Annotated in this window: 23 protein-coding genes; 15 read left to right on the top strand and 8 right to left on the bottom strand. The window is 65.5% G+C overall.

Annotated features, from left to right (window positions below):
* The first annotated feature begins 40 nt into the window (after positions 1–40).
* From GR702_RS18875 to GR702_RS18815, 13 genes are all read left to right on the top strand, one after another.
* Complete coding sequence (locus GR702_RS18875; protein ID WP_004212870.1) at positions 41–667, top strand: cation efflux transmembrane domain-containing protein; 627 nt, start codon at positions 41–43, stop codon at positions 665–667.
* Positions 667–2,634, top strand: coding sequence for a cytochrome c/FTR1 family iron permease (locus tag GR702_RS18870; protein ID WP_004212871.1), 1,968 nt, complete (start codon positions 667–669; stop codon positions 2,632–2,634). The genes GR702_RS18875 and GR702_RS18870 overlap by 1 nt, the downstream gene beginning before the upstream one ends.
* A gap of 73 nt (positions 2,635–2,707) precedes the next feature.
* Positions 2,708–3,004, top strand: a complete 297-nt coding sequence (locus GR702_RS18865) for a hypothetical protein (RefSeq protein WP_007406840.1) — start codon at positions 2,708–2,710, stop codon at positions 3,002–3,004.
* 60 nt (positions 3,005–3,064) lie between these two features.
* Entirely contained in the window at positions 3,065–4,342 is a 1,278-nt protein-coding gene (locus tag GR702_RS18860; RefSeq protein ID WP_004212875.1) for a TolC family protein, read from the top strand.
* Complete coding sequence (locus GR702_RS18855; protein ID WP_004212877.1) at positions 4,342–5,520, top strand: efflux RND transporter periplasmic adaptor subunit; 1,179 nt, start codon at positions 4,342–4,344, stop codon at positions 5,518–5,520. Before GR702_RS18860 ends, GR702_RS18855 begins: the two co-directional genes overlap by 1 nt.
* A 3-nt stretch (positions 5,521–5,523) precedes the next feature.
* Positions 5,524–8,769: an efflux RND transporter permease subunit gene (locus GR702_RS18850; RefSeq protein WP_004212878.1), complete on the top strand. Its 3,246-nt coding sequence runs from the start codon at positions 5,524–5,526 to the stop codon at positions 8,767–8,769.
* Positions 8,770–8,822: 53 nt separating this feature from the next.
* Entirely contained in the window at positions 8,823–9,311 is a 489-nt protein-coding gene (locus GR702_RS18845; protein WP_004212879.1) for an SRPBCC domain-containing protein, read from the top strand.
* Positions 9,308–9,685: a hypothetical protein gene (locus GR702_RS18840; protein ID WP_103095546.1), complete on the top strand. Its 378-nt coding sequence runs from the start codon at positions 9,308–9,310 to the stop codon at positions 9,683–9,685. Before GR702_RS18845 ends, GR702_RS18840 begins: the two co-directional genes overlap by 4 nt.
* Positions 9,686–9,732: 47 nt before the next feature.
* Positions 9,733–10,146, top strand: a complete 414-nt coding sequence (locus tag GR702_RS18835; RefSeq protein WP_004212881.1) for a hypothetical protein — start codon at positions 9,733–9,735, stop codon at positions 10,144–10,146.
* Between the two features lie 3 nt (positions 10,147–10,149).
* Positions 10,150–10,836, top strand: a complete 687-nt coding sequence (locus tag GR702_RS18830; protein ID WP_004212882.1) for a ZIP family metal transporter — start codon at positions 10,150–10,152, stop codon at positions 10,834–10,836.
* Positions 10,833–11,441 (top strand): cation efflux transmembrane domain-containing protein, encoded by a 609-nt coding sequence (locus GR702_RS18825; protein ID WP_004212885.1) that lies wholly within the window; start codon positions 10,833–10,835, stop codon positions 11,439–11,441. Before GR702_RS18830 ends, GR702_RS18825 begins: the two co-directional genes overlap by 4 nt.
* The gene (locus GR702_RS18820; RefSeq protein WP_160987245.1) at positions 11,438–13,939 is read left to right on the top strand and encodes a heavy metal translocating P-type ATPase; all 2,502 of its coding nucleotides are present in this window, start codon (positions 11,438–11,440) and stop codon (positions 13,937–13,939) included. The genes GR702_RS18825 and GR702_RS18820 overlap by 4 nt, the downstream gene beginning before the upstream one ends.
* Positions 13,936–14,685, top strand: coding sequence for an HAD-IIB family hydrolase (locus GR702_RS18815; RefSeq protein ID WP_004212890.1), 750 nt, complete (start codon positions 13,936–13,938; stop codon positions 14,683–14,685). The genes GR702_RS18820 and GR702_RS18815 overlap by 4 nt, the downstream gene beginning before the upstream one ends.
* 235 nt (positions 14,686–14,920) lie before the next feature.
* On the opposite strand, the gene GR702_RS18810 is transcribed toward GR702_RS18815, so the two are convergent.
* Positions 14,921–15,640 carry a DUF6118 family protein gene (locus GR702_RS18810; protein WP_029547630.1) on the bottom strand — a complete coding sequence of 240 codons (720 nt, stop codon included), beginning with the start codon at positions 15,638–15,640 and terminating at the stop codon, positions 14,921–14,923.
* A gap of 9 nt (positions 15,641–15,649) precedes the next feature.
* On the bottom strand, positions 15,650–16,564 hold the full coding sequence (locus GR702_RS18805) for a hypothetical protein (RefSeq protein WP_010337031.1): 915 nt from the start codon (positions 16,562–16,564) through the stop codon (positions 15,650–15,652).
* A 259-nt stretch (positions 16,565–16,823) separates the two neighbouring features.
* Here GR702_RS18805 and GR702_RS18800 point away from each other — a divergent pair, with 259 nt between their 5' ends.
* Positions 16,824–17,039 (top strand): hypothetical protein, encoded by a 216-nt coding sequence (locus tag GR702_RS18800; protein WP_125458961.1) that lies wholly within the window; start codon positions 16,824–16,826, stop codon positions 17,037–17,039.
* Between the two features lie 81 nt (positions 17,040–17,120).
* Here GR702_RS18800 and GR702_RS18795 read toward each other — a convergent pair whose 3' ends face one another.
* Positions 17,121–17,567, bottom strand: a complete 447-nt coding sequence (locus GR702_RS18795) for a globin domain-containing protein (protein ID WP_042490932.1) — start codon at positions 17,565–17,567, stop codon at positions 17,121–17,123.
* A gap of 146 nt (positions 17,568–17,713) precedes the next feature.
* Positions 17,714–18,316, bottom strand: coding sequence for a sensor histidine kinase (locus tag GR702_RS18790; protein ID WP_052811617.1), 603 nt, complete (start codon positions 18,314–18,316; stop codon positions 17,714–17,716).
* A gap of 141 nt (positions 18,317–18,457) precedes the next feature.
* Between GR702_RS18790 and GR702_RS18785 the strand changes: the two genes are divergently transcribed.
* Positions 18,458–18,826 (top strand): response regulator, encoded by a 369-nt coding sequence (locus GR702_RS18785; RefSeq protein WP_042490934.1) that lies wholly within the window; start codon positions 18,458–18,460, stop codon positions 18,824–18,826.
* A gap of 10 nt (positions 18,827–18,836) precedes the next feature.
* Here GR702_RS18785 and GR702_RS18780 read toward each other — a convergent pair whose 3' ends face one another.
* The 4 genes from GR702_RS18780 to GR702_RS18765 form a co-directional block, all read right to left on the bottom strand.
* Positions 18,837–19,037 carry a hypothetical protein gene (locus tag GR702_RS18780; RefSeq protein WP_042490936.1) on the bottom strand — a complete coding sequence of 67 codons (201 nt, stop codon included), beginning with the start codon at positions 19,035–19,037 and terminating at the stop codon, positions 18,837–18,839.
* Positions 19,034–19,957, bottom strand: coding sequence for a GGDEF domain-containing protein (locus GR702_RS18775; RefSeq protein ID WP_042490938.1), 924 nt, complete (start codon positions 19,955–19,957; stop codon positions 19,034–19,036). The genes GR702_RS18780 and GR702_RS18775 overlap by 4 nt, the downstream gene beginning before the upstream one ends.
* Before the next feature lie 128 nt (positions 19,958–20,085).
* Positions 20,086–20,793, bottom strand: coding sequence for an RNA polymerase sigma factor (locus tag GR702_RS18770; protein WP_160987244.1), 708 nt, complete (start codon positions 20,791–20,793; stop codon positions 20,086–20,088).
* A gap of 518 nt (positions 20,794–21,311) precedes the next feature.
* The gene (locus GR702_RS18765) at positions 21,312–21,554 is read right to left on the bottom strand and encodes a WGR domain-containing protein (protein WP_160987243.1); all 243 of its coding nucleotides are present in this window, start codon (positions 21,552–21,554) and stop codon (positions 21,312–21,314) included.
* Positions 21,555–21,689: the final 135 nt, after the last annotated feature.

Here is a 21,689-nt window from a genome sequence, read left to right as displayed (position 1 = left end):
GCTTGCTTCTACAGCGACTGGAGGTGGTAAGGAAGGCCGCATGAATGCTTCTACCGAAAGCTGCGGGTGCCACGGGGAGCCCGCGCGCGCGCAAACCGATCCGGCCTATCGCCGTGCGCTGCTGACCGTCGTGGTGCTCAACCTCGGCTTCGGAGTCGCCGAGCTGTTCGGCGGGTTCATCGCCGATAGCCAAGCGCTGAAAGCGGATTCCCTCGATTTTCTCGGGGACGGGTCGATCAGCCTTATCGGTCTTCTCGCGCTTGCCTGGTCCGCACGGGCGAGGGCAAAGGTCGCGCTGACGCAGGGGTTGTTTCTCGGTGCGCTTGGCGTGGGCGTAATCGGTTTCGCGATTTGGCGCGCCCTGAACGCAACCGCGCCCGATGCCGAACTGATGGGCACAATCGGCGTTGTCGCGCTCGCGATCAATGTCGTGTCCGCCTTGGTGCTTGCGCGTTTCCGGGAAGGGGACGCCAATGTTCGCGCGATCTGGCTGTTCAGCCGCAACGACGCGCTCGCCAACGTGGCGGTGATCGCCGCGGCCGGTCTGGTGGCGTGGACAGGAAGCGCCTGGCCGGACCTCGCCGTCGCCGGCCTCATCGCCCTCCTGTTCCTCCACTCCGCTTATGAAATCGTCACTGGCGCTCGGCGCGAATTGGGAGAGCGGTAGTGCGTCTGCTCGCGTTGATCCGGGCAATGCTCTCGTTGCGGCTGCTCTCCGCGCTCGCGGCGCTGCTGATCCCTGCTGCGGCAATCGCCGAACCCGGCGACGTGCAAACCGCATGGCGGCTGCTCGACTATATGGCCGTCGATTATGGCGGCGCGGTCGCCAACGGTCGGATCAAGAGCACGTCGGAATATGCCGAGATGACGGAGTTCGCCGCGTCGGTCTCGACACGGCTTCAGGGCCTGCCGGCGAAGCCGGAGCGTCAAGCCCTCATCCAGCGGGCTGCCAACCTCCAGGCGGTGATCGCGGAAAAGGGACCGACTGAACAGGTGGCAACATTGGCGCACGGGCTCGCGGCCGATCTGTTGCGCGCCTACCCGGTGCCGCTCGCGCCCGATAAGGCTCCGAACCTCGTCTCCAGCGATGCACTGTTCCGACAATCCTGCGCGTCCTGCCACGGGATGACGGGCAACGGCCGTGGCCCTGACGCCGCCAAGCTCGCTACGCCCCCGATTGCTTTCACCGATGCCGAGCGCGCGCGCCAGCGCAGCGTGTTCGCGCTCTATCAGGTGGTGACGCAAGGCATCGACGGGACCGCGATGCAGAGCTTCGCCGATCTGCCCAACGATCAGCGCTGGGCGTTAGCATTCCGAGCCGGGAGCTTCGCCTTCACGGATGCGCAGGCGCGCGAAGGCGAGCGGCTTTGGAAATCCGACCCGACCCTTCGCCGGCGCATTCCGGACCTGAAAACCCTGGTCGCGCTCACCCCGGCCGCGCTCGGCGCGGCGATCGGCGACGCCAAGGCTGACCCAGTGCTCGCGTTCCTGCGTCGTCATCCCGAACAGGTGATACAACAGGCTCCCGGCTCGCTCGCGGTCGCCCGCGCCAAACTCGCCGAAAGCGTGGCGGCTGCGCGGCGCGGCGATGCGCGCATGGCGAAAGAGCTGGCGCTGTCGGCCTATCTCGATGGGTTCGAGCCGATCGAGCCAACACTCACCGCGCGCGACGCGACGCTGATGGGTCGAATCGAGGGCGCGATGGGGGAGTTCCGCGCCTCGATCGACCGGGGCGCGTCGCCCGATGATCTCGCGGAGAAGGTCGCAGTACTGGGCGGCCTTTTCGACGATGCGGAAGCGGCGCTCGCGCCTGATGCCGCCACCGAAGCGTCCACGTTCCTGGGCGCGTTCACGATCCTGCTGCGTGAAGGGCTCGAAGCCCTGCTCATCGTTGTCGCCATGATCGCGTTCCTGCGTAAAGCCGAGCGCGGCGAGGCGCTGCGGTACGTGCATGGCGGCTGGGTCAGCGCGATCATCGCGGGCGGGATCACCTGGGCGGTCGCCACCTATGCGATCGGGATCAGCGGTGCGAGCCGGGAGCTGACGGAAGGGTTTGGCTCGCTGTTCGCCGCGGTCGTGCTGCTCTCGGTCGGGATTTGGATGCACGGCAAGGCGCAGGCCGATCAGTGGCAGCGCTATATTCGCGAGAAGATGTCGCGGGCGCTCTCGGGCGGGTCGGGCTGGTTCCTGTTCGGGCTGGCGTTCGTCGTAGTTTATCGCGAGGTCTTCGAGACGATCCTGTTCTATGCCGCGCTTTCGGCGCAAGGTGACAACGGGATGCTTCTCGCGGGGGCCGGGTCGGCGATTGGACTGCTCAGCCTGATCGCTTGGGCCATGCTTCGCTACAGTCGCAAGCTGCCGATCGCGCAGTTCTTCCGCTATAGCTCCTGGCTCATGGCGGTCCTGACCGTCGTGCTGGCGGGTAAAGGCGTCGCCGCGCTCCAGGAAGCCGGCCTTATCAACATCGCACCGCTCGCGGACGTGCCACGGCTGTCGATGCTCGGCGTGTTTCCCACTTGGCAATCGGTGCTGGCGCAACTCCTGATGGCGGTCGCCATTGCGGTCGGGTTCGCCTGGAACGGGCGCGACCGATCCCGCTCGGGTTCCGGCTCAGTGACCCTTGGTTCGAATTAGTGCAATGACATGAAAACCCTTCCGTGATAGAGGCAAGCTAGTGCGAGCCTTTTTGCCTTTCCTGACATGCCTGATGCTGGTCCTGACCAGCTTCTCCGGCATGGCCCATGCCGCCGATCTGGCGGGGGGAAGCATCGCGGGCGTTGAGTTCACGGTCCATACCGCCGGTGACATCGATCAGGTGCCATCGGACTCGGACAAGAATGTCCCGCATCATCACAATTATTGTCACGGACACGACGTCGGCGCGCCTGCGCGCACGACGATGGAATATACCCCCGTCCTCACAGTGCCCAAGCCGACAATCTCCGCCTCTGCGTCGCTCGACGGCCGCACCGGCATGGTCCATTTGAGGCCCCCCCAAGCCTGACGTCCGATTTGGGCGTGCGTTGGCGCGCCCCTGTCGATCATCGTCAGGAGTCCTATTTTCATGAATCGTATCCTCGCGGCCATGCTGGCCGCAGCGTCTTGCGCCACGATGGCGCAGGCGCAGGTCGGACCGTCCGCGCCTGTTGCGCAGGATGCGCCGGTCTACACGCTTGACCAAGCGGTCAGTGCAGCGGGCGGTTCGGCCCCTGCTGCGGAAGCGGCGACAGCTGGAATCGACGCGGCCCGTGCAGGTCGCACAGTCGCCGGCTTGCGGCCCAATCCGGTGGTTCAAGGCCAAGTCGAGAATGTCATCGGCTCCGGGCCGTATCGGGGGGTCCGCAGCGCGGAAACCACGGTCGGCTTTGCGATCCCGATCGAGCTAGGCGGCAAGCGCGGCGCCCGCGTCGCGGTCGCCAATGCGCAATTGTCCCGGGCCGAGATCCAGGCCGCGATCATCGCGGCGGATGTCCGGCTTCAGGTAACGCAGCTCTATGTCGAAGCGGTCGCGGCCGATCGCCGGGTAATGACAGCCCGCGATCAGGCCCGGATCGCCAGCGATGCGCTGCGGGCCGCGAGCGTTCGCGTGCAGGCAGGGCGGGCATCGCCACTCGAGCAACAGCGCGCGGATGTCGCGCGTATCAATGCCGACGCCAATGTGGAGCGGCAGCTTCGCTTGGCCGAGGCGGCCCGCGCCAATCTGGCGCGTCGGATCGGACGGCCGATCGACGGCCTGCTCGATGACACGCTGCTCGATCGCCTTCCCGGTGTGAACGTCTATGGGCCGTTGGCACCGGTCAACACGACCGGCACACTCGCGCTGGCGGCAGCCAACGCGGATTTCTCCATTGCCGAAGCCGGCGTGCGGCTCGCGCGCGCCAATCGCGTGCCTGACCTGAACGTCGGGCCGTCGATCCGCCGCCTGGAAGCGACCAACGACATGGCGGCGGTGTTCAGCGTGTCGATCCCGATCCCGGTGTTCAACAATGGTCGCGCCGCGATTGCGCAGGCGACCGCGCAGCGGACCCAGGCGGATGCGCAGCGCCGCGTGACCGCGCTCGACATCGAACAGGCGATCACGGACGCGCAGGCGCAGGCGGCCAATGCCGCAACGACGGCTCGTGCGGCGTCGGGGCCGGCGCTGGCGGCTGCACAGGAGGCCGCCCGCATCGCGCGGATCGGCTATCGCGAGGGCAAGTTCGGCCAGCTCGAATTGCTCGATGCTGAACGCACGCTCGCCGAAACGCGGGTCGCCGCGATCGACGCGCTTGCCAATTACCAGAATGCCCGCGCGCAAGTGGAGCGACTGACCGCTCGTGCGCCCAATGGGGGGAATCAGTGATGAAGAGCTTTTATCTCGCGGGCGCGGCGTCGCTCGCCCTGCTCTTGGCTGCCTGCGGCGGCAAGGATGGCGGAAACGAGGCAACTGCCGAAGGCGCAGCTGCCAATGAGACGGCAGCGGGCACGGAAAAGGGCGGTGCTGAAGGCGGTCATGCCGGTGAAGGCGTCGTCACATTGGGTGCCGACCAGATCGCCACAGCGGGCGTCCAGGTCGGACGGCCGATCATCGGCGGGGCCGGGACGATCGAGCTGCCCGCGATCATCGAGGGCGACCCACAGGGAACGCAGGTCGTCTCGGCCGCAATTGCGGGACGCGTGGTCGCGCTCACCCGTAACCTCGGCCAATCGGTCGGACGCGGCCAGACCATTGCGGTCATCGAAAGCCGCGAGGCGGCGCAGATCAAGGGCGAGGTCGAGGCGGCGCGGGCGCGGCTTCAGCTCGCTAATTCGAACCTCGCGCGCGAACAGCGGCTGTTCGCGCAGAGAGTCTCCCCTGAACAGGATCTGATCGCCGCCCGCACAGCGGCGACGGAGGCGCGGATCGCCCTGACGCAGGCGCAGAGCATGGTTTCGGCGGCGGGTGTCGGCGGCGGCGGGCTCAACCGGCTCGGCATTGCCGCGCCGATCTCGGGCCAGATCATTGCGCGCCCCGTGACGCTGGGACAAACGGTCGCGGCGGATGCCGAACTCTATCGCATCGCCAACCTGAGCCAGGTGTCGATCGCGCTTAATCTCAAGCCCGAGGATGCGGGCCGGGTGCGTCCCGGCAATACGGTGCTGGTGAAGGCGGCAGGCCGTCAGGCGACCGCCCGCGTGACCTTCGTGTCGCCGGCGCTTGATCCGCAGACGCGGCTCGTGCCTGCGCTCGCCACCCTCGACAATCGCGGTGGCGAATGGCGGGTCGGCGAGCCTGTGACGGCAGCCGTGCAGCTCACGGGCAGCGGCGGGAGCGGGGCGGTCCGCGTGCCGACGACGGCGGTCCAGAGTTTCGAGGGCAAGTCGGTCGTGTTCGTGCGCACGCCCACCGGCTTCAAGGCGACCCCGGTCCAGCTCGGCGATGCGTCGGGCGACACGGTGATCGTCCGGTCGGGCCTGACCGGCAACGAACAGATCGCCACCACCGGAAGTTTCACGCTCAAGGCCGAGATCGGCAAGGGCGAAGCGAGCCACGAGGATTAAGCCATGATCGCCCGTATCGTAACCTGGGCGGTCGAGAAGCGCTGGCTAGTCCTGCTCCTCACCGTCATCGTCGCCGCCATCGGCGCCTTTTCCCTCTACCGGCTACCGATCGACGCGGTGCCGGACATCACCAACAATCAGGTCCAGATCAACGTCCGCGCGCCTGCCCTCTCGCCCGAGCTGGTCGAGAAGCAGGTGTCGTTTCCAATCGAAACCGCGCTCGCCGGCACCCCCGGCCTGGAATATACGCGCTCGTTGAGCCGCAACGGCTTCGCGCAGATCACGGCGGTCTTTTCGGACGCGACGGACATCTATTTCGCCCGCCAGCAGGTGGGCGAGCGTCTGCGGGGCGTGCAAGAGAATCTGCCCGACGGCGTGAACCCTGAAATGGGTCCGATCGCGACAGGCCTGGGCGAGGTGTACATGTACACCGTTCGTCTCGATCATCGCGAGGACGACAAGCACAAGCCCGGTGAACCGGGCCAACAGCCCGATGGCAGCTACATCACGCCAGAGGGCGAGCGACTGACGACCGAAGAGGACAAGGCGACCTACCTGCGCACCGCGCAGGACTGGATCGTGACGCCGCTTCTGAAGACCACACCGGGCCTCGCCGGTGTCGACTCGATTGGCGGTTACGCCAAGCAGTTCCTCGTCGTGCCCGACGTGCAGAAGCTGGCCTCGCTCGGCATCACGCTGACGGACCTGGGAAATGCGCTGGAGCGCAATAACACCAGCGTCGGCGGTGGCTTCGTCAATCGCAATGGCGAAGGTCTGGCTGTTCGCTCGGATGCGCTCGTTCGCAATGCCAGCGAGTTGGCCAGGACCGTGATCGCGACACGTAACGGCGTGCCGATCACGGTCGAACAAGTTGCGACTGTGAAGACGGGTCAGGCGATCCGCATGGGTTCGGCATCGGAGAACGGTACCGAAGTCGTCGTCGGCACGGCGATCATGCGGATCGGCGAGAACAGCCGCATCGTGTCGACCGCGGTCGCTGAGAAACTGAAGACGATCAACGCTTCGCTGCCTCCTGACGTCGTAATTCAGCCGGTGCTGAACCGCACCGAGCTGGTCAATTCGACGATCAAGACGGTCGCGAAAAACCTGTCCGAAGGCGCGGTGCTGGTCATCGTCGTGCTCTTCCTGCTGCTCGGCAACTTCCGTGCGGCCCTGATCGCGGCGTTGGTCATCCCGATCACCATGATGCTGACAGGCTTTGGTATGCTGCGCGCTGGGGTCTCGGCCAATCTGATGAGCCTTGGGGCTTTGGACTTCGGTCTGATCGTCGACGGCGCCGTCATCATTGTCGAAAACGCGCTGCGCCGGCTTGCCGAGCAACAGCATCATGAAGGCCGATTGCTCAGCGTCAAGGAACGGCTCGCGACCGTGGCAGCCGCTGCGCGTGAGATGATCCGTCCCTCTGTGTACGGGCAGGCAATCATCATCCTCGTCTACGTACCGCTGCTCACGCTGACCGGCGTGGAGGGTAAAACGTTCGGACCGATGGCGCTGACCGTCATCATCGCGCTCGCCTTCGCCTTCATCCTCTCTCTCACCTTCGTGCCGGCGATGATTGCGATCTGGCTGTCGAAGAAGGTCGAGGAGAAGGACGGCCGCATCATCACGTGGCTGAAGAAGCGCTACGAACCCGGTCTCGACCGGGCCATGAAGCGCCCGACGCTGACGATCGGTGCGGGTGTGGGAAGCCTTGTGGTGGCGGCGCTTGCTTTCACTACGCTCGGCTCGGTGTTCCTGCCGCAGCTCGACGAAGGCGATTTGCTGATCCAGTCGCTCCGCATTCCGGCAACGTCGGTCCAGCAGAGCCAGGCGATGCAGGTGCCGATCGAGCGGATGATGTCGAAGCAGCCGGAGGTGCAATTCGTCTATTCCAAGACGGGCACCGCCGAGCTGGCGGCCGACCCGATGCCGCCGAACGCGACCGACATGTTCGTCATCCTGAAGCCGCGCAAGGATTGGCCGGATCCTGAGCTTCCCAAGGAGGAGCTGGTCAGCCGGATCGAGGGTAATCTCGCGAAGATTCCGGGAAATGCCTACGAGATCACCCAGCCCATCCAGATGCGCTTCAACGAGCTGATCGCCGGCGTGCGCGGCGACATCGCGGTGAAGGTGTTCGGGGACGACTTCAACCAGATGAACCGGACGGCCGAGCAAATCGCGGCGGTGCTGCGCAGAACGCAAGGCGCAGCGGACGTGAAGGTGGAGCAGACGACCGGTCTTCCCATGCTCGACATTCGCGTCAACCGCGACGCGATGGCGCGGTTGGGCGTTACGGCTCAGGATGTGCAGGACACCGTGACTGCGACGATCGGCGGGCGAACATCGGGCCAGATCTTCGAGGGCGACCGTCGCTTCCCCGTGGTGATCCGCCTGTCGGAGGCGCAGCGTGCCGACATCGGCCTGCTCCAACAGGTGCAGGTGCCGGTGGCAGGCGGCGGCTATGTACCGCTGTCCAGCGTCGCCGAGATCAAGGTGGTCGATGGTCCGAACCAGATCAGCCGCGAGAACGGCAAGCGGCGCGTGGTGGTGCAAGCCAACGTGCGTGGCCGCGACGTCGGATCCGTCGTGGCGGATGCGCAGGCGGCGATCGGCAGCCAACTCCGGCTGCCTGCCGGCACCTATCTCGAATGGGGCGGCCAGTTCGAGAACCTCCAATCGGCAAGCGAACGGCTGAAGCTGGTCATTCCGGCTTGCTTCATCTTGATCCTGCTGCTCCTCTACGGGGCGTTGGGATCGGTCCGCGACGCCGCGATCGTGTTCACCGGCGTGCCTTTCGCGCTGGTGGGCGGCGTCCTGTTGCTGTTCCTGCGGGGCATGGACTTCTCGATCTCGGCGGCAGTGGGCTTCATCGCCCTCTCGGGCATCGCGGTCCTCAACGGCCTCGTCATGGTCAGCTCGATCCAAGATCTGATCCGATCAGGGATGAGCCGCGAGGAAGCCGCGCATGTTGGCGCGATGCAGCGTCTGCGACCCGTCATCATGACCGCGCTAGTCGCCAGCCTCGGCTTCGTGCCGATGGCGCTGGGCGAAGGCGCCGGCGCAGAGGTTCAAAAGCCTTTGGCGACGGTCGTCATCGGCGGTCTGATCTCGGCGACGCTTCTTACGCTGTTCGTGCTGCCGACACTCTATGCCCGGTTCGGGCAGAAAGTGATCGAGAAACCCGAGCACTACAATGAGGAGCATGAAGGGGACGACCACGGTCAGACCTTCGTGAACAACTTGGCCTGATGGATGGGCGGGGCGATCCGCGATCGCCCCGCCCATCTCTGGGAGATGGGGATATGCCTCGCACCATAACCAGCTCGATGCTTCACGGCGGGCCACTGCGCATCTGGTCGGCACTCACCGATCCGGATCATCGCCGGGCGTGGAGTCCGCTCGTATTTCTCGATGATCCGTCCCGGCTCGGCGACACAGAATGCACCTTTGCGATCCAGGGCATCACCCGGCCAATTCGGACGCCAGCACGGATTGATCGATTCGATAAACCGCACGCCTTCGCTTGGTCCTGCGGCATCCCCTATCTGTTCACGCTCGAAGAGCGGTACGAGCTGGCGGGGGACGATGGCGGCACCAGGCTAACGCATAGCTGCACGCTGCGCGGGGCGCTCTCCCTGCCGTTCGCGGCGATGATGTTGCGCCGCCTGCGATCCCTGATGGTCGAATCTGACGATCGCCTCGCAACCTATCTCCGCTGGCGGGTAGGTCAGCCTGCCCGGGCTATCAATCGTCAGCGCGTCCCCTTCCGCTACAGGAGGAAGGCGCGATGATGATGCACTGTAAGCGGGTGCTGCCCGCCGTCATCCTCGTTGTCGGGCTCGCGGCGTGCTCGGAAAGAAAGCCGCCAGCCCCGCCAACGGAGCAGCAGATCCATTCGCCCGACAGCGCCGTGGCGACCGGGGAAATGGGGCGGCATAGATATCGCTGTTCCGACGGGGAACCGCTGTTCGTCGATTACAAGGACAACGGCCTGCAGATCGATTTGCGGCGCTCCAACGGGGGACCGCCGATGATGCTGACCGCGCCAGCGCAGGGCCTGCAATATGTCGGCGAAACAGCCACCGCGACCTTCAAGGGGTCGCAGCTCACCATCGTGGAAGGCGATGGCCGTACCCGGATCTGCGAGCAGGAAGGCACGCGATGAACTGCCCTGCCTTCGAACGCCACAGGGCGCTTCGTCGGAAGAGACCGATGTCTGACACGTCGATTTCAAATGTGACAACCTTGTGCGGCCTGAATCGGGCCGGTCTGGCGATCGCGCGCCTCGGCGTCGTTCTCGTCTCCGGGGCGGTTATAGGGGCGTGTAATCCAGCGCCGACCCAGCCTACCGAGCCGGCGCATGAAAAGCATCTGACGTCGAAACTAATCGCGCAGCGCATCATGTACTGCGACGACGGCACACGCGCCGATGTCGACTTCATCGATGACGGCTTGAAAATGGCCGTCACCTGGCTGCCGAAGGGCAGGACCGAGATCCTGCGCGCGCAGCGAACCGGTGACGAGTTTCGCGGCGACCATTCGCGGGCTGTCGTGGCGGGCGGATCGATCGCGTTCACGCGACGCGGGAAGATCCGCGTCTGCCACCGAACCCCGGAGGAGTCCTAGGAAATGCAGGCACTGCTCTATACGCTTGCGCCTGTGCTGGCGGTCGTGCTCGGCGCGATTGTCGCGAGCCGCACCAAGTTGAAACCTGGCCTCGTGGCGGGCCTACAGCATCTCGCTGCCGGCGTCGTGTTCGCGGCGGCAGCGACCGAAATCCTGCCGCAGGTCAAGCATGAGGCATCGCCCAGCGCGACGTTGATCGGCGGGGCGGCGGGCGTCGCGACCATGCTGGGGCTCAAGGCTCTTGAGGCCCGCTTCAAGGGGCCGATGGCGCTACTCGCCGCGATCGGCATCGACATTCTGGTCGACGGCCTGGTGCTCGGCCTCGCTTTCGTGGCGGGCGAGAAGGCAGGTCTCCTGCTGACGATCGCGCTCACTCTGGAAGTGTTATTTCTGGGACTGACGCTGACCGACGAGCTGGCGGAAACCTATCGCTCGCGCTTGCGCATCATCGTGATCGTCTCGGCATTGGCCCTGCTGCTGCCGATCGGCGCGCTCGCTGCCGTGCCGGTCGCCGCGCTGTCGCCGGTGATGATCGCCGGCTTCCTCAGCTTCGGGCTGATGGCGCTGCTCTACCTCGTCACGGAGGAGTTGCTGGTCGAGGCGCACGAGAAACCCGACACCCCGCTCATCAGCTCGATGTTTTTCGTCGGCTTCCTGGCCCTGCTGACACTTGAGGAGATGATGGGATGATCCCGGGCAACGACAACAATGGCGGGCAGGAGCGCCGCACACTGTGGATCGTCCTGCTGCTGAACGCGGCGATCGCTGCGGGCTTCTTCGTTTCCGGCTTCTTCGCGGACTCGAGCGCGCTGATCGCCAACGGCGTCGACAACCTGTCCGATACGGCTGTGTATGCGCTGAGCCTTGTGGCGCTCACCCGGGGCCAGACATGGAAGACACGCGCCGCGGTCGCTTCGGGCGTCATGCTGCTGATCTTCGCGGGCGGCATCTTGATCGATGTCGGACGGCGCTACGTGCAGGGCAGCGAGCCCATCGGACCTACCATGATGGTCATGTCCGCGATCGCCGGCGTCGTGAATTACCTCTGCCTGCGGCTGCTCCAGCGCCTCAAGGATCCGGACGTCAATCTCCGGGCCGCAACCACCTTCAGCTTCAACGACTTCATTTCCAACGGCGGCATCCTGATCGCCGGCGTGCTGGTGCTGTGGTTGGGTACCAATTGGCCGGACCTGCTGGTCGGCTTCGCCACCGCCATCATCGCCATCAAGGGCGGTGTCGAAATCCTGCGCGACGCGCGCGCCGAAACCAAGAAAAGCGAAAGGAGGTCGTCATGAACGACAAGCTCGAACTCGACATTCCAGTGTTGTTGCCGGACCTTCCTGACGCGGCCGATGCCTGCCTGGACCGTCTCGTATCAACCCTGTCAAAGCGCGAAGGTGTCGAGCGGGCGCATGTGATCTGTCTCGACGGCAACACGCCAGCGGCGCTGTGCATCCATTTCGATGCCGCCAAGCTGCCGCTGCCACGGTTGCGCGAAATGGTGCGCGCCGCAGGTGCCGAAATCACCGAGCGCTACGGCCATGCGATCTGGCAGGTGACGGGGATCAACCACGAACGTCGGGCGCGCACGGTCAGCGATGCGCTGTGCGCCTTGCCCGGCGTGGTCCAGGCAAGCGCCAGCACCAGCGGGTCTGTCCGGGTCGAATATGATCGCCGCGAAACCACCGAAGAGGAGGTGCGCGCTGCGCTTCGCAAGCTGAAGGTGAGGGTGGGCAAGCGGGTCGCTGCCGATGAACATGCCGGCCACGACCACGGCCCCGGGGGCCACGGCGCGGGCGAAGAGAAGCACGGCCCCGGCGATGGCCACGACCATAGCCACGCCGAATTTCTCGGCCCCAATACCGAGCTGATCTTCGCGCTCGCCTGTGGCGCGCTGCTGGGGATCGGCTACGCGATCGAGAGGCTGGTCGCTGGCGCGCCCGAATGGCTGCCGACCGCCTGCTATATCGCAGCCTATTTCTTCGGCGGATTCTTCACGCTGCGCGAGGCGATCGACAACCTCCGGATGAAGAAGTTCGAGATCGACACGCTGATGTTGGTCGCTGCGGCCGGCGCCGCTGCGCTGGGCGCATGGGCCGAAGGTGCGCTGCTGCTGTTCCTGTTCAGCCTCGGCCATGCGCTTGAGCATTATGCAATGGGCCGCGCCAAGAAGGCGATCGAGGCGCTGGCGAAGCTCGCGCCCGAAACCGCGACCGTGCGACGCGGCGGGCAGACCAGCGAAATCCCGGTCGAGCAGATGGTCGTCGGGGACATTGCCATCGTCCGCCCGAACGAGCGCCTGCCTGCCGACGGCTTCGTCATCAAGGGCACCAGCGCGATCAACCAGGCCCCGGTCACGGGTGAAAGCATCCCGGTCGACAAGGTGCCGGTCGCAGATGCCGCAGCGGCACGCGCCAAGCCCGATGCAGTCGACGCGCAAAGCCGGGTTTTTGCTGGTACGATCAACGGCGGCGGCGCGATCGAGATCGAGGTGACACGCCGTTCCAATGAAAGCGCGCTTGCCAAGGTCGTGAAGATGGTGAGCGAAGCGGAGACGCAGAAGTCGCCGACGCAGCGCTTCACCGACCGGTTCGAACGGATCTTCGTGCCCGCCGTCCTGGTCCTGTCAGTGCTCCTGCTGTTCGCATGGGTGGTCGTCGACGAGCCGTTCCGCGACAGCTTCTATCGCGCGATGGCGGTGCTGGTGGCGGCAAGCCCGTGCGCGCTCGCGATCGCAACGCCGAGCGCGGTCCTGTCGGGCGTTGCCCGTGCAGCGCGGGGCGGCGTGCTCGTGAAGGGCGGTGCACCGCACGAAAACCTCGGGTCGCTCAAAGCGATCGCTTTCGACAAGACGGGCACGCTGACCGAAGGTCGTCCGCGCATCACTGATGTCGTGCCCGTCGATGGCGCCGATGAAGGCGAGTTGCTGGCGCTGGCTGTCGCCGTCGAAGCGTTGAGCGACCATCCCCTGGCCCAAGCGATCGTCAAGGACGGCCGCGAACGTCTGAACGATCGTGCCGTGCCGACTGCCGGCGACCTCAAGAGCCTGACCGGTCGGGGCGTCACCGCGAGCGTGGATGGCGAGACGGTGTGGATCGGCAAGGCCGAGATGTTCGGAAGTGAGGGCATTCCGGCGCTGGGGCAGGGCGCGCAGGACGCAATCGCGAAGCTGCGCGAGAACGGCCGCACGACAATGGTGGTCCGCAAGGGGGACCGCGACCTGGGCGCGATCGGCCTGATGGACACGCCTCGCGAAGCTGCCAAGACCGCGTTGCGTCGGCTGCACGAGATGGGCGTGTCGCGGATGATAATGATCTCCGGCGATCACCAGAAAGTCGCCGAAGCGATCGCCGACGAAGTCGGGATCGACGAAGCGTGGGGCGACCTCATGCCCGAAGACAAGGTTGCCGCGATCAAGAAGCTCGCCGGCGAAGACAAGGTCGCGATGGTGGGCGACGGCGTGAACGATGCGCCGGCGATGGCAAGCGCCACGGTCGGCATCGCGATGGGCGCGGCGGGGTCGGACGTTGCGCTGGAGACAGCCGACGTGGCGCTGATGGCCGACGATCTGGCGCACCTGCCATTCGCAGTCGGTCTTAGCCGCCATACCCGTGGAATCATCCGGCAGAACGTCTTCGTCAGCCTGGGTGTCGTCGCCTTCCTGGTGCCTGCTACCATCCTCGGCCTCGGCATTGGGCCAGCGGTGGCGGTTCATGAGGGATCGACGCTGCTCGTCGTCATCAATGCGCTCAGGCTGCTCGCCTACCGCGATCCGGCAGGGAAGGCGGCATGAAGTGGCTGATCGCCTTCGACCTCGACGGCACGCTTGCCGAGAGCAAGCGGCCGTTATCGGAGGATATGGCCGCAATCCTCGCCCGATTGCTCGCCATCACGGATGTGGCGGTGATCTCGGGCGGGGACTGGCCGCAGTTCGAAAAGCAGATCGCCTCGCGCCTTCCTGCCGGCGTCGCGCTCGACCGTCTCTGGTTGATGCCGACCACAGGCACGAAACTCTATCGGTTCATCAATGGCGCTTGGCGCGCGGTCTATGCCGAACTGTTCGACGACGCGGAGAAGGCGAAGATCCGCACGGCCTTCGATCAGGCGCTGACCGATGCCGGTCTCGCCGACGAACGTATCTGGGGCGAACGGATCGAGGACCGGGGCAGCCAGATCACCTTTTCGGGCCTGGGGCAGGCAGCGCCGCTGAAGGAAAAGGAAGCGTGGGATCCTGACCGAAAGAAGAGGACCGCGTTGCAGGCCACGTTGCGCGCGAAGCTGCCGGAGCTCTCGATCAATCTCGGTGGCACGACATCGATCGACGTGACCAGAGCAGGGATCGACAAGGGCTATGGCCTGAAGCGCCTGAGTGCCGAGAGCGGTGTCCCGCTCGACGGGATGCTGTTCATCGGGGATGCGATATTCCCCGGTGGGAATGACTATCCCGCTGCTGAAATCGGCCTCGACACAGTGAGGGTGCGCGACGTCGCGGAAACCACCGCCGTCGTGACCGCCATCATCGCGTGTCTGCACCGATAGGATCAAGATACATGGTCGGCTCCATCGCGGAATGCCGCATTGTCAAAGCTCTGGCTTCTGTCGCTTAGGGCAGCGCTTCCTAAAACGAAAAGAAGGCAATGTGCGCGTCTCCGCGAACAAAGCCTCCAGCGATCAATCTAAGAGATTCCGCCGCGCTTCTCAATCGTACGCGGTGCTTGATCCCACCACTCGATAAACCGCAACAGCTCGGGTCCGGAGTGACGCCGCAGGTTCATTATTCCCCCCTCCTCCCCTCCGGCTTAATCCTGACAGTGCATCGCACTGGCTCGCCTGCCTTGTTGGCTGCCCGCCGACATTGTTCAAGCGTCTCCTGATTTGCTTGGGCGATCACTGCACCCGCAACCATCGTGTTCCAAGTGTCGGGCTGGCTGACAGCCGCCAGTCGCCGGCTTGCGGTCCAAGTGTCCAAGCGCAAGCTGCGCGATGCCATCTTCTCTGGCCATAGCCAGCTTTCCGGCACGGCGCGCGCCACGACGCCCGCGCCGGCTGCCCATAACACCATGCCGATCGCGACGCCGCCGATCGCTGACCATGCTAGCCGTCTGTTCTGCTCGCCGGCATGCCGCGCCGATGCGACAAGCCCGTGAAGCTGGCGCGTCACGTCCTCCAGTCCCTTGCGCCCGGTAGCGAGCGCCACCTGGTCCTCGCGCCGGGCGGCGTTACCGGCTGCGGCGATACGCTGTGCCATTTGCTCGGGCGTCATCGCCAGCGCCGGACTCCGCGCGATCACGTCATTGATGACGGCGATACGGTCGGCCGTGGCGTCCACGCCCTTCTGCATCCGCCCCAACGTCTCGGTATAGTCCGGCACGTCGATCGCGCCGCGCTCGGCCGCCAGACCCTCCACGGCGCGGCGCAACAGCGCCAGCTCACCACGCATGGCCTCGAACGCCTCGGCCGCGCCTGCCTCGTCCTGGTCGTCCTCGTCCGCCACCCGTCCCCCTTACCGGCTCATGCCACGATCACGGTCGCGGCCTTGTCCGACCGACTGCGCCAGCTCCTGCCCGATCGACTTGCCCCGCTCCATGTTCAACTCCAGCTCGGGGGCGCGACGGCGCAACACGGATTCGAGCTGTGGGTCGCGGTGCAACCCGCCCGCGATGCCCTCCATCCGCTTGCCAAGTTTCTCCGCGCCCGCGCGGTCGCCGGCACGCTCCATGTTGGCCCGCGCTTCCTTCATGCCCTGCCACTGCTCCACGAACCGGCCCGCGCGCTTCTCCGGGTCGGTGCGGACCTGGCGCTCCGTCTCCATCGCCTTCGCCGCCCCGCCAGTGTTGCCCTCGGCCGCGTCGCGCGCGAGCCGGGGGTCGCGCTCGATCGCGCTGGCGAGGTCGCGCGCGCCATGCGGCCGCACCTGGTCGAGCGCGTCGCCGGCCTTCGCCAGCGCCTGTTCCTGGTGCGCCAGCACCGGCAATCCCTTGTCCCGCATCCGGCTTATATCCGCTGCGGCGCGCCCATAGCGTTCGATCGCGCGGGCCTGCGAGGGCGCCAGCGGCCGATCGGCCGCGAGGCGCTCCGGCGACGTCGTTTTTTCCGCCGCTGGTTTCGGCCGGAACCCGGCGAACATGCCCCGCGCCTTGGCCTGCACCTTCTCGACCACCTGACGCGCGAGTTCCGGGAACCGGATCTCGCGCCGATCGGCGAACGCGCGCGCCTGATCCTGCTCGGGCCGGGCGTAGTCACCGGCCATGTCCTTGCCCCGGTCGCGCGACAGGGCGCGGACAAGCTGGCGCTGGTCGGCGAAGTCGTCGCGGCCGTAATGGAGCTGCGCGCCGTCGCGGTGTCGCGACATGCCAACATAGGCGCTGTGCCGGTCCATGCCGGGGGTGGCGAGAACGTGGGCGCGATCGACCGTCACGCCCTGCGCCTTGTGGAAGGTAGCGGCGTAGCCGTGATCGACCGCGGCATTACGGCTCGACCTATCCCATCTGAGACGGAGGGACGGCGGGGAACCCCGTCGTCCTCCGCTTTCGTGATTATGAACGATGATGACGATCCCTCGGAGCTGCCGTGTCCGATTCCCCTCATCATGAAGCGCTGAAAACCTTGGGAGACGCCCTCAAAGCAGGGCCGAAGGCTCTCGCCCGCAGCACTGGTGCGCAGGCCGGACGAACTTTGTGAATCGCCTCACGACGCTCGCGCACCAACTCGATGTTGGTGGTCACGGCGGGGCGAAAGAGGTGTATGAGGCAGCCTCGATCATCGCAAGGATGCAGCGGAACCAAGAAGACGCAAAAAGCGATGGTTGGTCAGTCGCCGACCATGAGGCCATTGCTGGCCTGAAAGGCATCGAGACCAAGCTTCTGAAACTCGCAAATGGCGTTGAACAATGAGCATCTTGGCTGGCCGCATCGGCCACCAATTTTAGGATCGGCTTCTCACCTCCTTTTGGGAGGAGCAGTCCGCTGCGGCGATCATGCCGCCTCGGTCTGGTAGAGCTGCGCCTCACGGTTGATAAGGATATCGGCCAGGAACCAGTAGGCCTCGCCCCAGGCGTTCAGAACCTCATCGGTTGCCGCCTCGCCCAATATGTCGCGGATCGCCGGCAACAGCGCATTGGCGACCGCAGGATAATGTTCGGGCTTGATATGGGTCTCGACATGGCGCGCGGCGATGCGTTCGATCGCGGGTTTCAGCACGTCGAGCTTGTCGACGTTCTGCGCGAAGGCGAGGATCGCGGCCGCTAGCCGCTTAGGCTGCGCGCCGGATTCGTGCGCGGCCATGTCAAACAGCGCCTTGATCTCCGGATCGACGAACAGGCGCTGATACATGCGCGTGGTAATCTCCACGCCGTGCTGCTGGAGCGCAGGCGCCGTAGCTTTCACCAAAGCCATTGTTTCGGGGGAGAGCGGTTTGGACATACAGACGTGCTCCGGATTTCAGACCCTGATAAAAGAGACGATCAAAGTGGCGAGAGGGACCCGATCCAGCAAGGAGCGTGGGCCGGAGAGACAGGCATGCGCGATGAACCAAGGCTTAGCGGCGGGGTATCCTGTATCCGGATCGATCATAGCTCGACCGCAGCCAGAGGAGCGAGCAAGGTCCACACGACGCCCGAGGCGGGAAACTCCATCTCGGCACGGCCGCGCAAGCTGCGGCTCACGGCCGTGCATATCAGCCGCGACCCAAAGCCCCGCCGCTCGGGCCTGACGACTGGCGGGCCACCCCGTTCGGCCCATTGCATCCAAAGCTCGGCTTCGGTGCCCGAATCCAGCACCTTCCATGTCAGCTCGATCGTGCCCGCCTCATTGGACAGGGCCCCATATTTGATCGCGTTCGTCGCCAGCTCGTGAAAGGCGAGGGTCAACGTCATCGCCGCCCTGGGGCCGATCGTGACCGTGGGGCCGTCGAGGCGAAGCCGCTCCGCGTAGAGGGTGAAGTGGCCCAGCGCATTTTCCGCCAGCGCGGGCAGGGGCGCCGCCTGCCAGTTGTGGGATAGAAGCTGCTCGGTCGCGTTGCCCAGCGCCTCCAATCGCTCGTCAATGGTCGATCGGGCGTCTTCGATCGAATCGGCCGCCTGCAAGCTCTGGCTGACAAGGGAACGAACGACAGTGAGAATGTTCCTGAACCGATGCTCAAGCTCACGAATCCGGGTTTCAGTATCGACCATAACTCTACGTGCCCCCTACCCGGCTACTTAGAGCAATCGGGAGCCCAGGACGAACATTTTGCACGTTCGCGTGGAGCACAGAGCCAGACGGCGCGTTGCTGCGCTGATCGGTGGAACGGCTGCGTAAATGCTTGGTGCGGCATGACTAAACAAGACGGGATCAGCGGCCTTCGCGTGCTGGTTGTCGAAGATGATTATTGGGTCGCGGCTACGCTGGTTGAGATAATATCTGAAGCCGGCGCGGAAATCGTCGGCCCTGTCGATTGCGTGCGGGATGCCCTCGCGGCGCTGGACTCGTCGCCTCATGTCGCCAGCCTCGATGTGCAACTTGGCTCCGAAACCTCGTTCCCGATCGCGGACGAACTGGACCGTCGCGGCGTGCCCTTCATCTTCGCCACGGGTGCGGCCAGCATGATCCCGGCTGCCCACGCCTCACGCCCGACCTTCCACAAGCCCGCTTCGCGCGAGCTGCTGATCGGGGCGCTTTCTGGCGCGCTCAACCCTGCCTAACAGGGCTGCTTCACTGACGCGATGCAAGAGGCTCAAAAGGAAACGCCCCCTCGTCGTCCAGCAGCTCGCCGGGTTGCATCGGGCCGGCTCCGGTCGCGGCGTCGATCGCGGCTTGCAAATGGACGGCGGTGGCCGTCGCGCCTCGGCCGCTCCGATCCAGTTGGGCCAATGCCATCCTCATAAGCGAGAGGGCTGTGTCGTCATTCGTCATAGACATGCCTCGATGGGAACCCGGAGCCTTGACGGAACAGGGGTGTCCGGGGCTCGATCTGTCGCCGCGCGACCGATCTCCACGGCGTTCTTCCCAGCGCGCTTGACCGCGTACATGAGCTGATCGACCGCGTGCATCAACGAGGGTTCGTCACGCGGGGTCTCGGGCTGAATCAGCAGCGCGCCCATGCTGCACGTCACCGGATGAGGCGTGCCGGCCAGAACCGATGACAGGCGCTTGTGAAGCGAGCGAGCGAAATACACCGCTTCCTCGGCCGAATGGACGGGAAGCAGAAAGGCGAACTCGTCGCCGCCGATTCGGCCGAAATCATCCTCACGCCGGATGATCCCCCGCGCGCCCTGTGCGAAGGTGCGCAGCACCTCGTCGCCCGCAACATGGCCGTGGCGGTTATTGAGGCCCTTGAAGTCGTCGAGATCAAGGATCGCGAGCAGGAAGGATTGTCGGGCAGGCACCGCTAGATCGAGACGATGGATCACGCGCTCGCGGAACGTCTCCTTGTTGAGCGCATCGGTCATGCGGTCGCGTGCCGCCAGGTGGTGCTCTCGGTCGAAGGACCGGCGGAAGCTGAGAACAATGGCGGCGACGAAAACATAGGTGACGGCGCGCACGGCCATCCTTGCCCCGAGCAGGGCGGGGGAGAGCCCTGGAAGTTCGGCGAGATGCGGCACGACGGCGAGGACCGCCGCAACGATCGCCACCAGATAGCCAGCACGGCTTCCCAACGCCCAGCAGGCGGCGCAGACGATCGGGATATAGAGCGGCGCGAGACCCATCCGGGAAAAATGTGCGTCCGCCAGCGCCAGCGCCGTGACGCTGAGGAGGATCGCGAACCAGGCGCGCTCACGCGGCAGGGAATGAAGGCGATCGGCGAGGCGGCCGACAGGCAGATGACTATTCACGCATGTCCTACTCGGTCAAAAGGTTCTCCAAGCTCATTCCCGCCCCAAGTGTTCCTGTTCAGCCGGCGGCACGCCCCATTTCGGAGACGTGCCGGCCACTGAACCGGGTGTTGGAAACCTGAAACACGTCAGGCGCGGACGCCTTTGGCCGGGTGGCTTGGACATGCGCGCCCGCCACCCGGTCGATGAAGCTCGACCGGCTCGTGTTTCAGGAGGTTTCCACGCCTCCACCCGCGTCTCCGCAGGTGGATGGGCCGCTTGGCCGCTGACGGGAGCGTATCGCGGCCGGTCCTGTCGGCCAGCAGCGGCGTCGATCGCTCCTCGATGAGGGCGCGCAGCCGAGTCCGCCCGCGTGCGATGCGGCTCTTGAATGTGCCTGGGGCAATGCCGAGCTGCGCCGCGCCATCCTCGATGGACACGCCTTGGCTCGCCAGCAGCACCGCCTCGCGTTGGTGGATCGGGAGTTCGCTGAGCGCCCAATCCGTATCCCGCAGCCAGACGGCGAGGCTCTGGGTCTCGTCCACCCGTAGCATGCGGTCGCGCGCCTCTTCGGGCAGGTCGGCATGAAAGCGGGCGCGGCGGCGACCGGTGAGAAAGCTGTTCTTCATCACGGTCCGCGCCCAGGCGGCGAGGCTTGTTCCCGCCGCGAAGCTGGCGCGCGCGGTCCAGCACCTGAGCATGGTGTCCTGCAGAAGGTCGTCGGCATCGGCACCCCCTCCAGTCAGTCGCCGCGCATAGGCGCTTAGCGCCGCCGCCTGCTCGATCAGCGCTGCTCCGAACGCATCATCGGGCATGGCGATCGGCAAGGGAACACGGGCAGGCACATCGGGCGGCATCTCATTCTCCGGGCAGGGCTCTCCTGCCCTCAAGCGATATAGGGGGTGCGAGCCGCCGATGTTGCCGGCCAGACCGCTTCAAGGCCCGCTTCGTCCCGTATCGGTCGATCGGGGCTGCGCGCGTGCTATGGGGCTTCCATATCGCAATCGGAGAGAGACGATGGAGCGCCTGTTTCCGCGCGCCTTGATAGCGTGCATTCGTGAGGCTCGGCCGCCGACGTCGCAGGAGCTTGCATCGATGGCCGAGAAGATCTGGCGCGAGGCTTTTCCAGAGCGTCCATTTCGACGCGAGCGCGCCATGACCATCGCCGCCGTAGCGCTCACAGGCGAACGCCAGACGTGCAAGGGACCGCCGACATCCTGTCCCGCTGAACCATTTCCGGCTAGAATGCGGAGCGCTACGGTCGGTCGATGGTCGCCAGGGCTGTCGTCCAGGAGAGGATGCGCCGCTTGAGCCGGCAACATGCTGGCCGTAGCACCGGCCGGTTTCTTCAAGCAGCCGGCTTGACGGTGGCGGCTCAAACCTCGGTAGGCACCGGCTCGTAAGGTACCCCGATCCGGGTTTCGGCCGTGCCGCGCCGCCGCAGGGTCGCGGCAATGTGGCGGTCGGCCGCCGCGCGATCGGCGAAGGCGTGCCGCTGGGCTTGGCCGTGTGCGCCGATCCGGCCCCAGCGGGTTTCTACAACGATCATGCCGAAAAGATCGAGGCTTGCGGTGATGCTGTAACGCCGGCGGATGTTGCGCGCCGGGTCGATCGCCACCAGTTCGATCGTAAGCGGTAAAAATCCCCCACGTGGCCTTGAGAACGGGGCTGTAATTTGGACGATCAGGCGGCGCTTGCGATGCTGCTCAGTTCGAACGAGGTTTGCGCGGCGTTGGCATCGGTCCAGCAATAG

Source organism: Novosphingobium silvae (assembly GCF_009856825.1).
GTDB classification, from domain to species: domain Bacteria; phylum Pseudomonadota; class Alphaproteobacteria; order Sphingomonadales; family Sphingomonadaceae; genus Novosphingobium; species Novosphingobium silvae.
Note: the sequence above shows the minus strand (reverse complement) of the source record. Positions and strands in the feature narration are given on the sequence as shown.

Excerpts from the sequence above, each read along its gene's own strand:
- GR702_RS18855 (WP_004212877.1), top strand. The coding sequence starts at position 4,342 with ATGAAGAGCTTTTATCTCGCGGGCGCGGCGTCGCTCGCCCTGCTCTTG.
- GR702_RS18835 (WP_004212881.1), top strand. The coding sequence starts at position 9,733 with ATGTCTGACACGTCGATTTCAAATGTGACAACCTTGTGCGGCCTGAAT.
- GR702_RS18790 (WP_052811617.1), bottom strand. The coding sequence starts at position 18,316 with ATGGTCGATACTGAAACCCGGATTCGTGAGCTTGAGCATCGGTTCAGG.
- GR702_RS18845 (WP_004212879.1), top strand. The coding sequence starts at position 8,823 with ATGCCTCGCACCATAACCAGCTCGATGCTTCACGGCGGGCCACTGCGC.
- GR702_RS18815 (WP_004212890.1), top strand. The coding sequence starts at position 13,936 with ATGAAGTGGCTGATCGCCTTCGACCTCGACGGCACGCTTGCCGAGAGC.
- GR702_RS18770 (WP_160987244.1), bottom strand. The coding sequence starts at position 20,793 with ATGCCGCCCGATGTGCCTGCCCGTGTTCCCTTGCCGATCGCCATGCCC.
- GR702_RS18860 (WP_004212875.1), top strand. The coding sequence starts at position 3,065 with ATGAATCGTATCCTCGCGGCCATGCTGGCCGCAGCGTCTTGCGCCACG.
- GR702_RS18840 (WP_103095546.1), top strand. The coding sequence starts at position 9,308 with ATGATGATGCACTGTAAGCGGGTGCTGCCCGCCGTCATCCTCGTTGTC.
- GR702_RS18785 (WP_042490934.1), top strand. The coding sequence starts at position 18,458 with ATGACTAAACAAGACGGGATCAGCGGCCTTCGCGTGCTGGTTGTCGAA.
- GR702_RS18820 (WP_160987245.1), top strand. The coding sequence starts at position 11,438 with ATGAACGACAAGCTCGAACTCGACATTCCAGTGTTGTTGCCGGACCTT.
- GR702_RS18825 (WP_004212885.1), top strand. The coding sequence starts at position 10,833 with ATGATCCCGGGCAACGACAACAATGGCGGGCAGGAGCGCCGCACACTG.
- GR702_RS18850 (WP_004212878.1), top strand. The coding sequence starts at position 5,524 with ATGATCGCCCGTATCGTAACCTGGGCGGTCGAGAAGCGCTGGCTAGTC.
- GR702_RS18830 (WP_004212882.1), top strand. The coding sequence starts at position 10,150 with ATGCAGGCACTGCTCTATACGCTTGCGCCTGTGCTGGCGGTCGTGCTC.
- GR702_RS18780 (WP_042490936.1), bottom strand. The coding sequence starts at position 19,037 with ATGACGAATGACGACACAGCCCTCTCGCTTATGAGGATGGCATTGGCC.
- GR702_RS18865 (WP_007406840.1), top strand. The coding sequence starts at position 2,708 with ATGCTGGTCCTGACCAGCTTCTCCGGCATGGCCCATGCCGCCGATCTG.
- GR702_RS18875 (WP_004212870.1), top strand. The coding sequence starts at position 41 with ATGAATGCTTCTACCGAAAGCTGCGGGTGCCACGGGGAGCCCGCGCGC.
- GR702_RS18795 (WP_042490932.1), bottom strand. The coding sequence starts at position 17,567 with ATGTCCAAACCGCTCTCCCCCGAAACAATGGCTTTGGTGAAAGCTACG.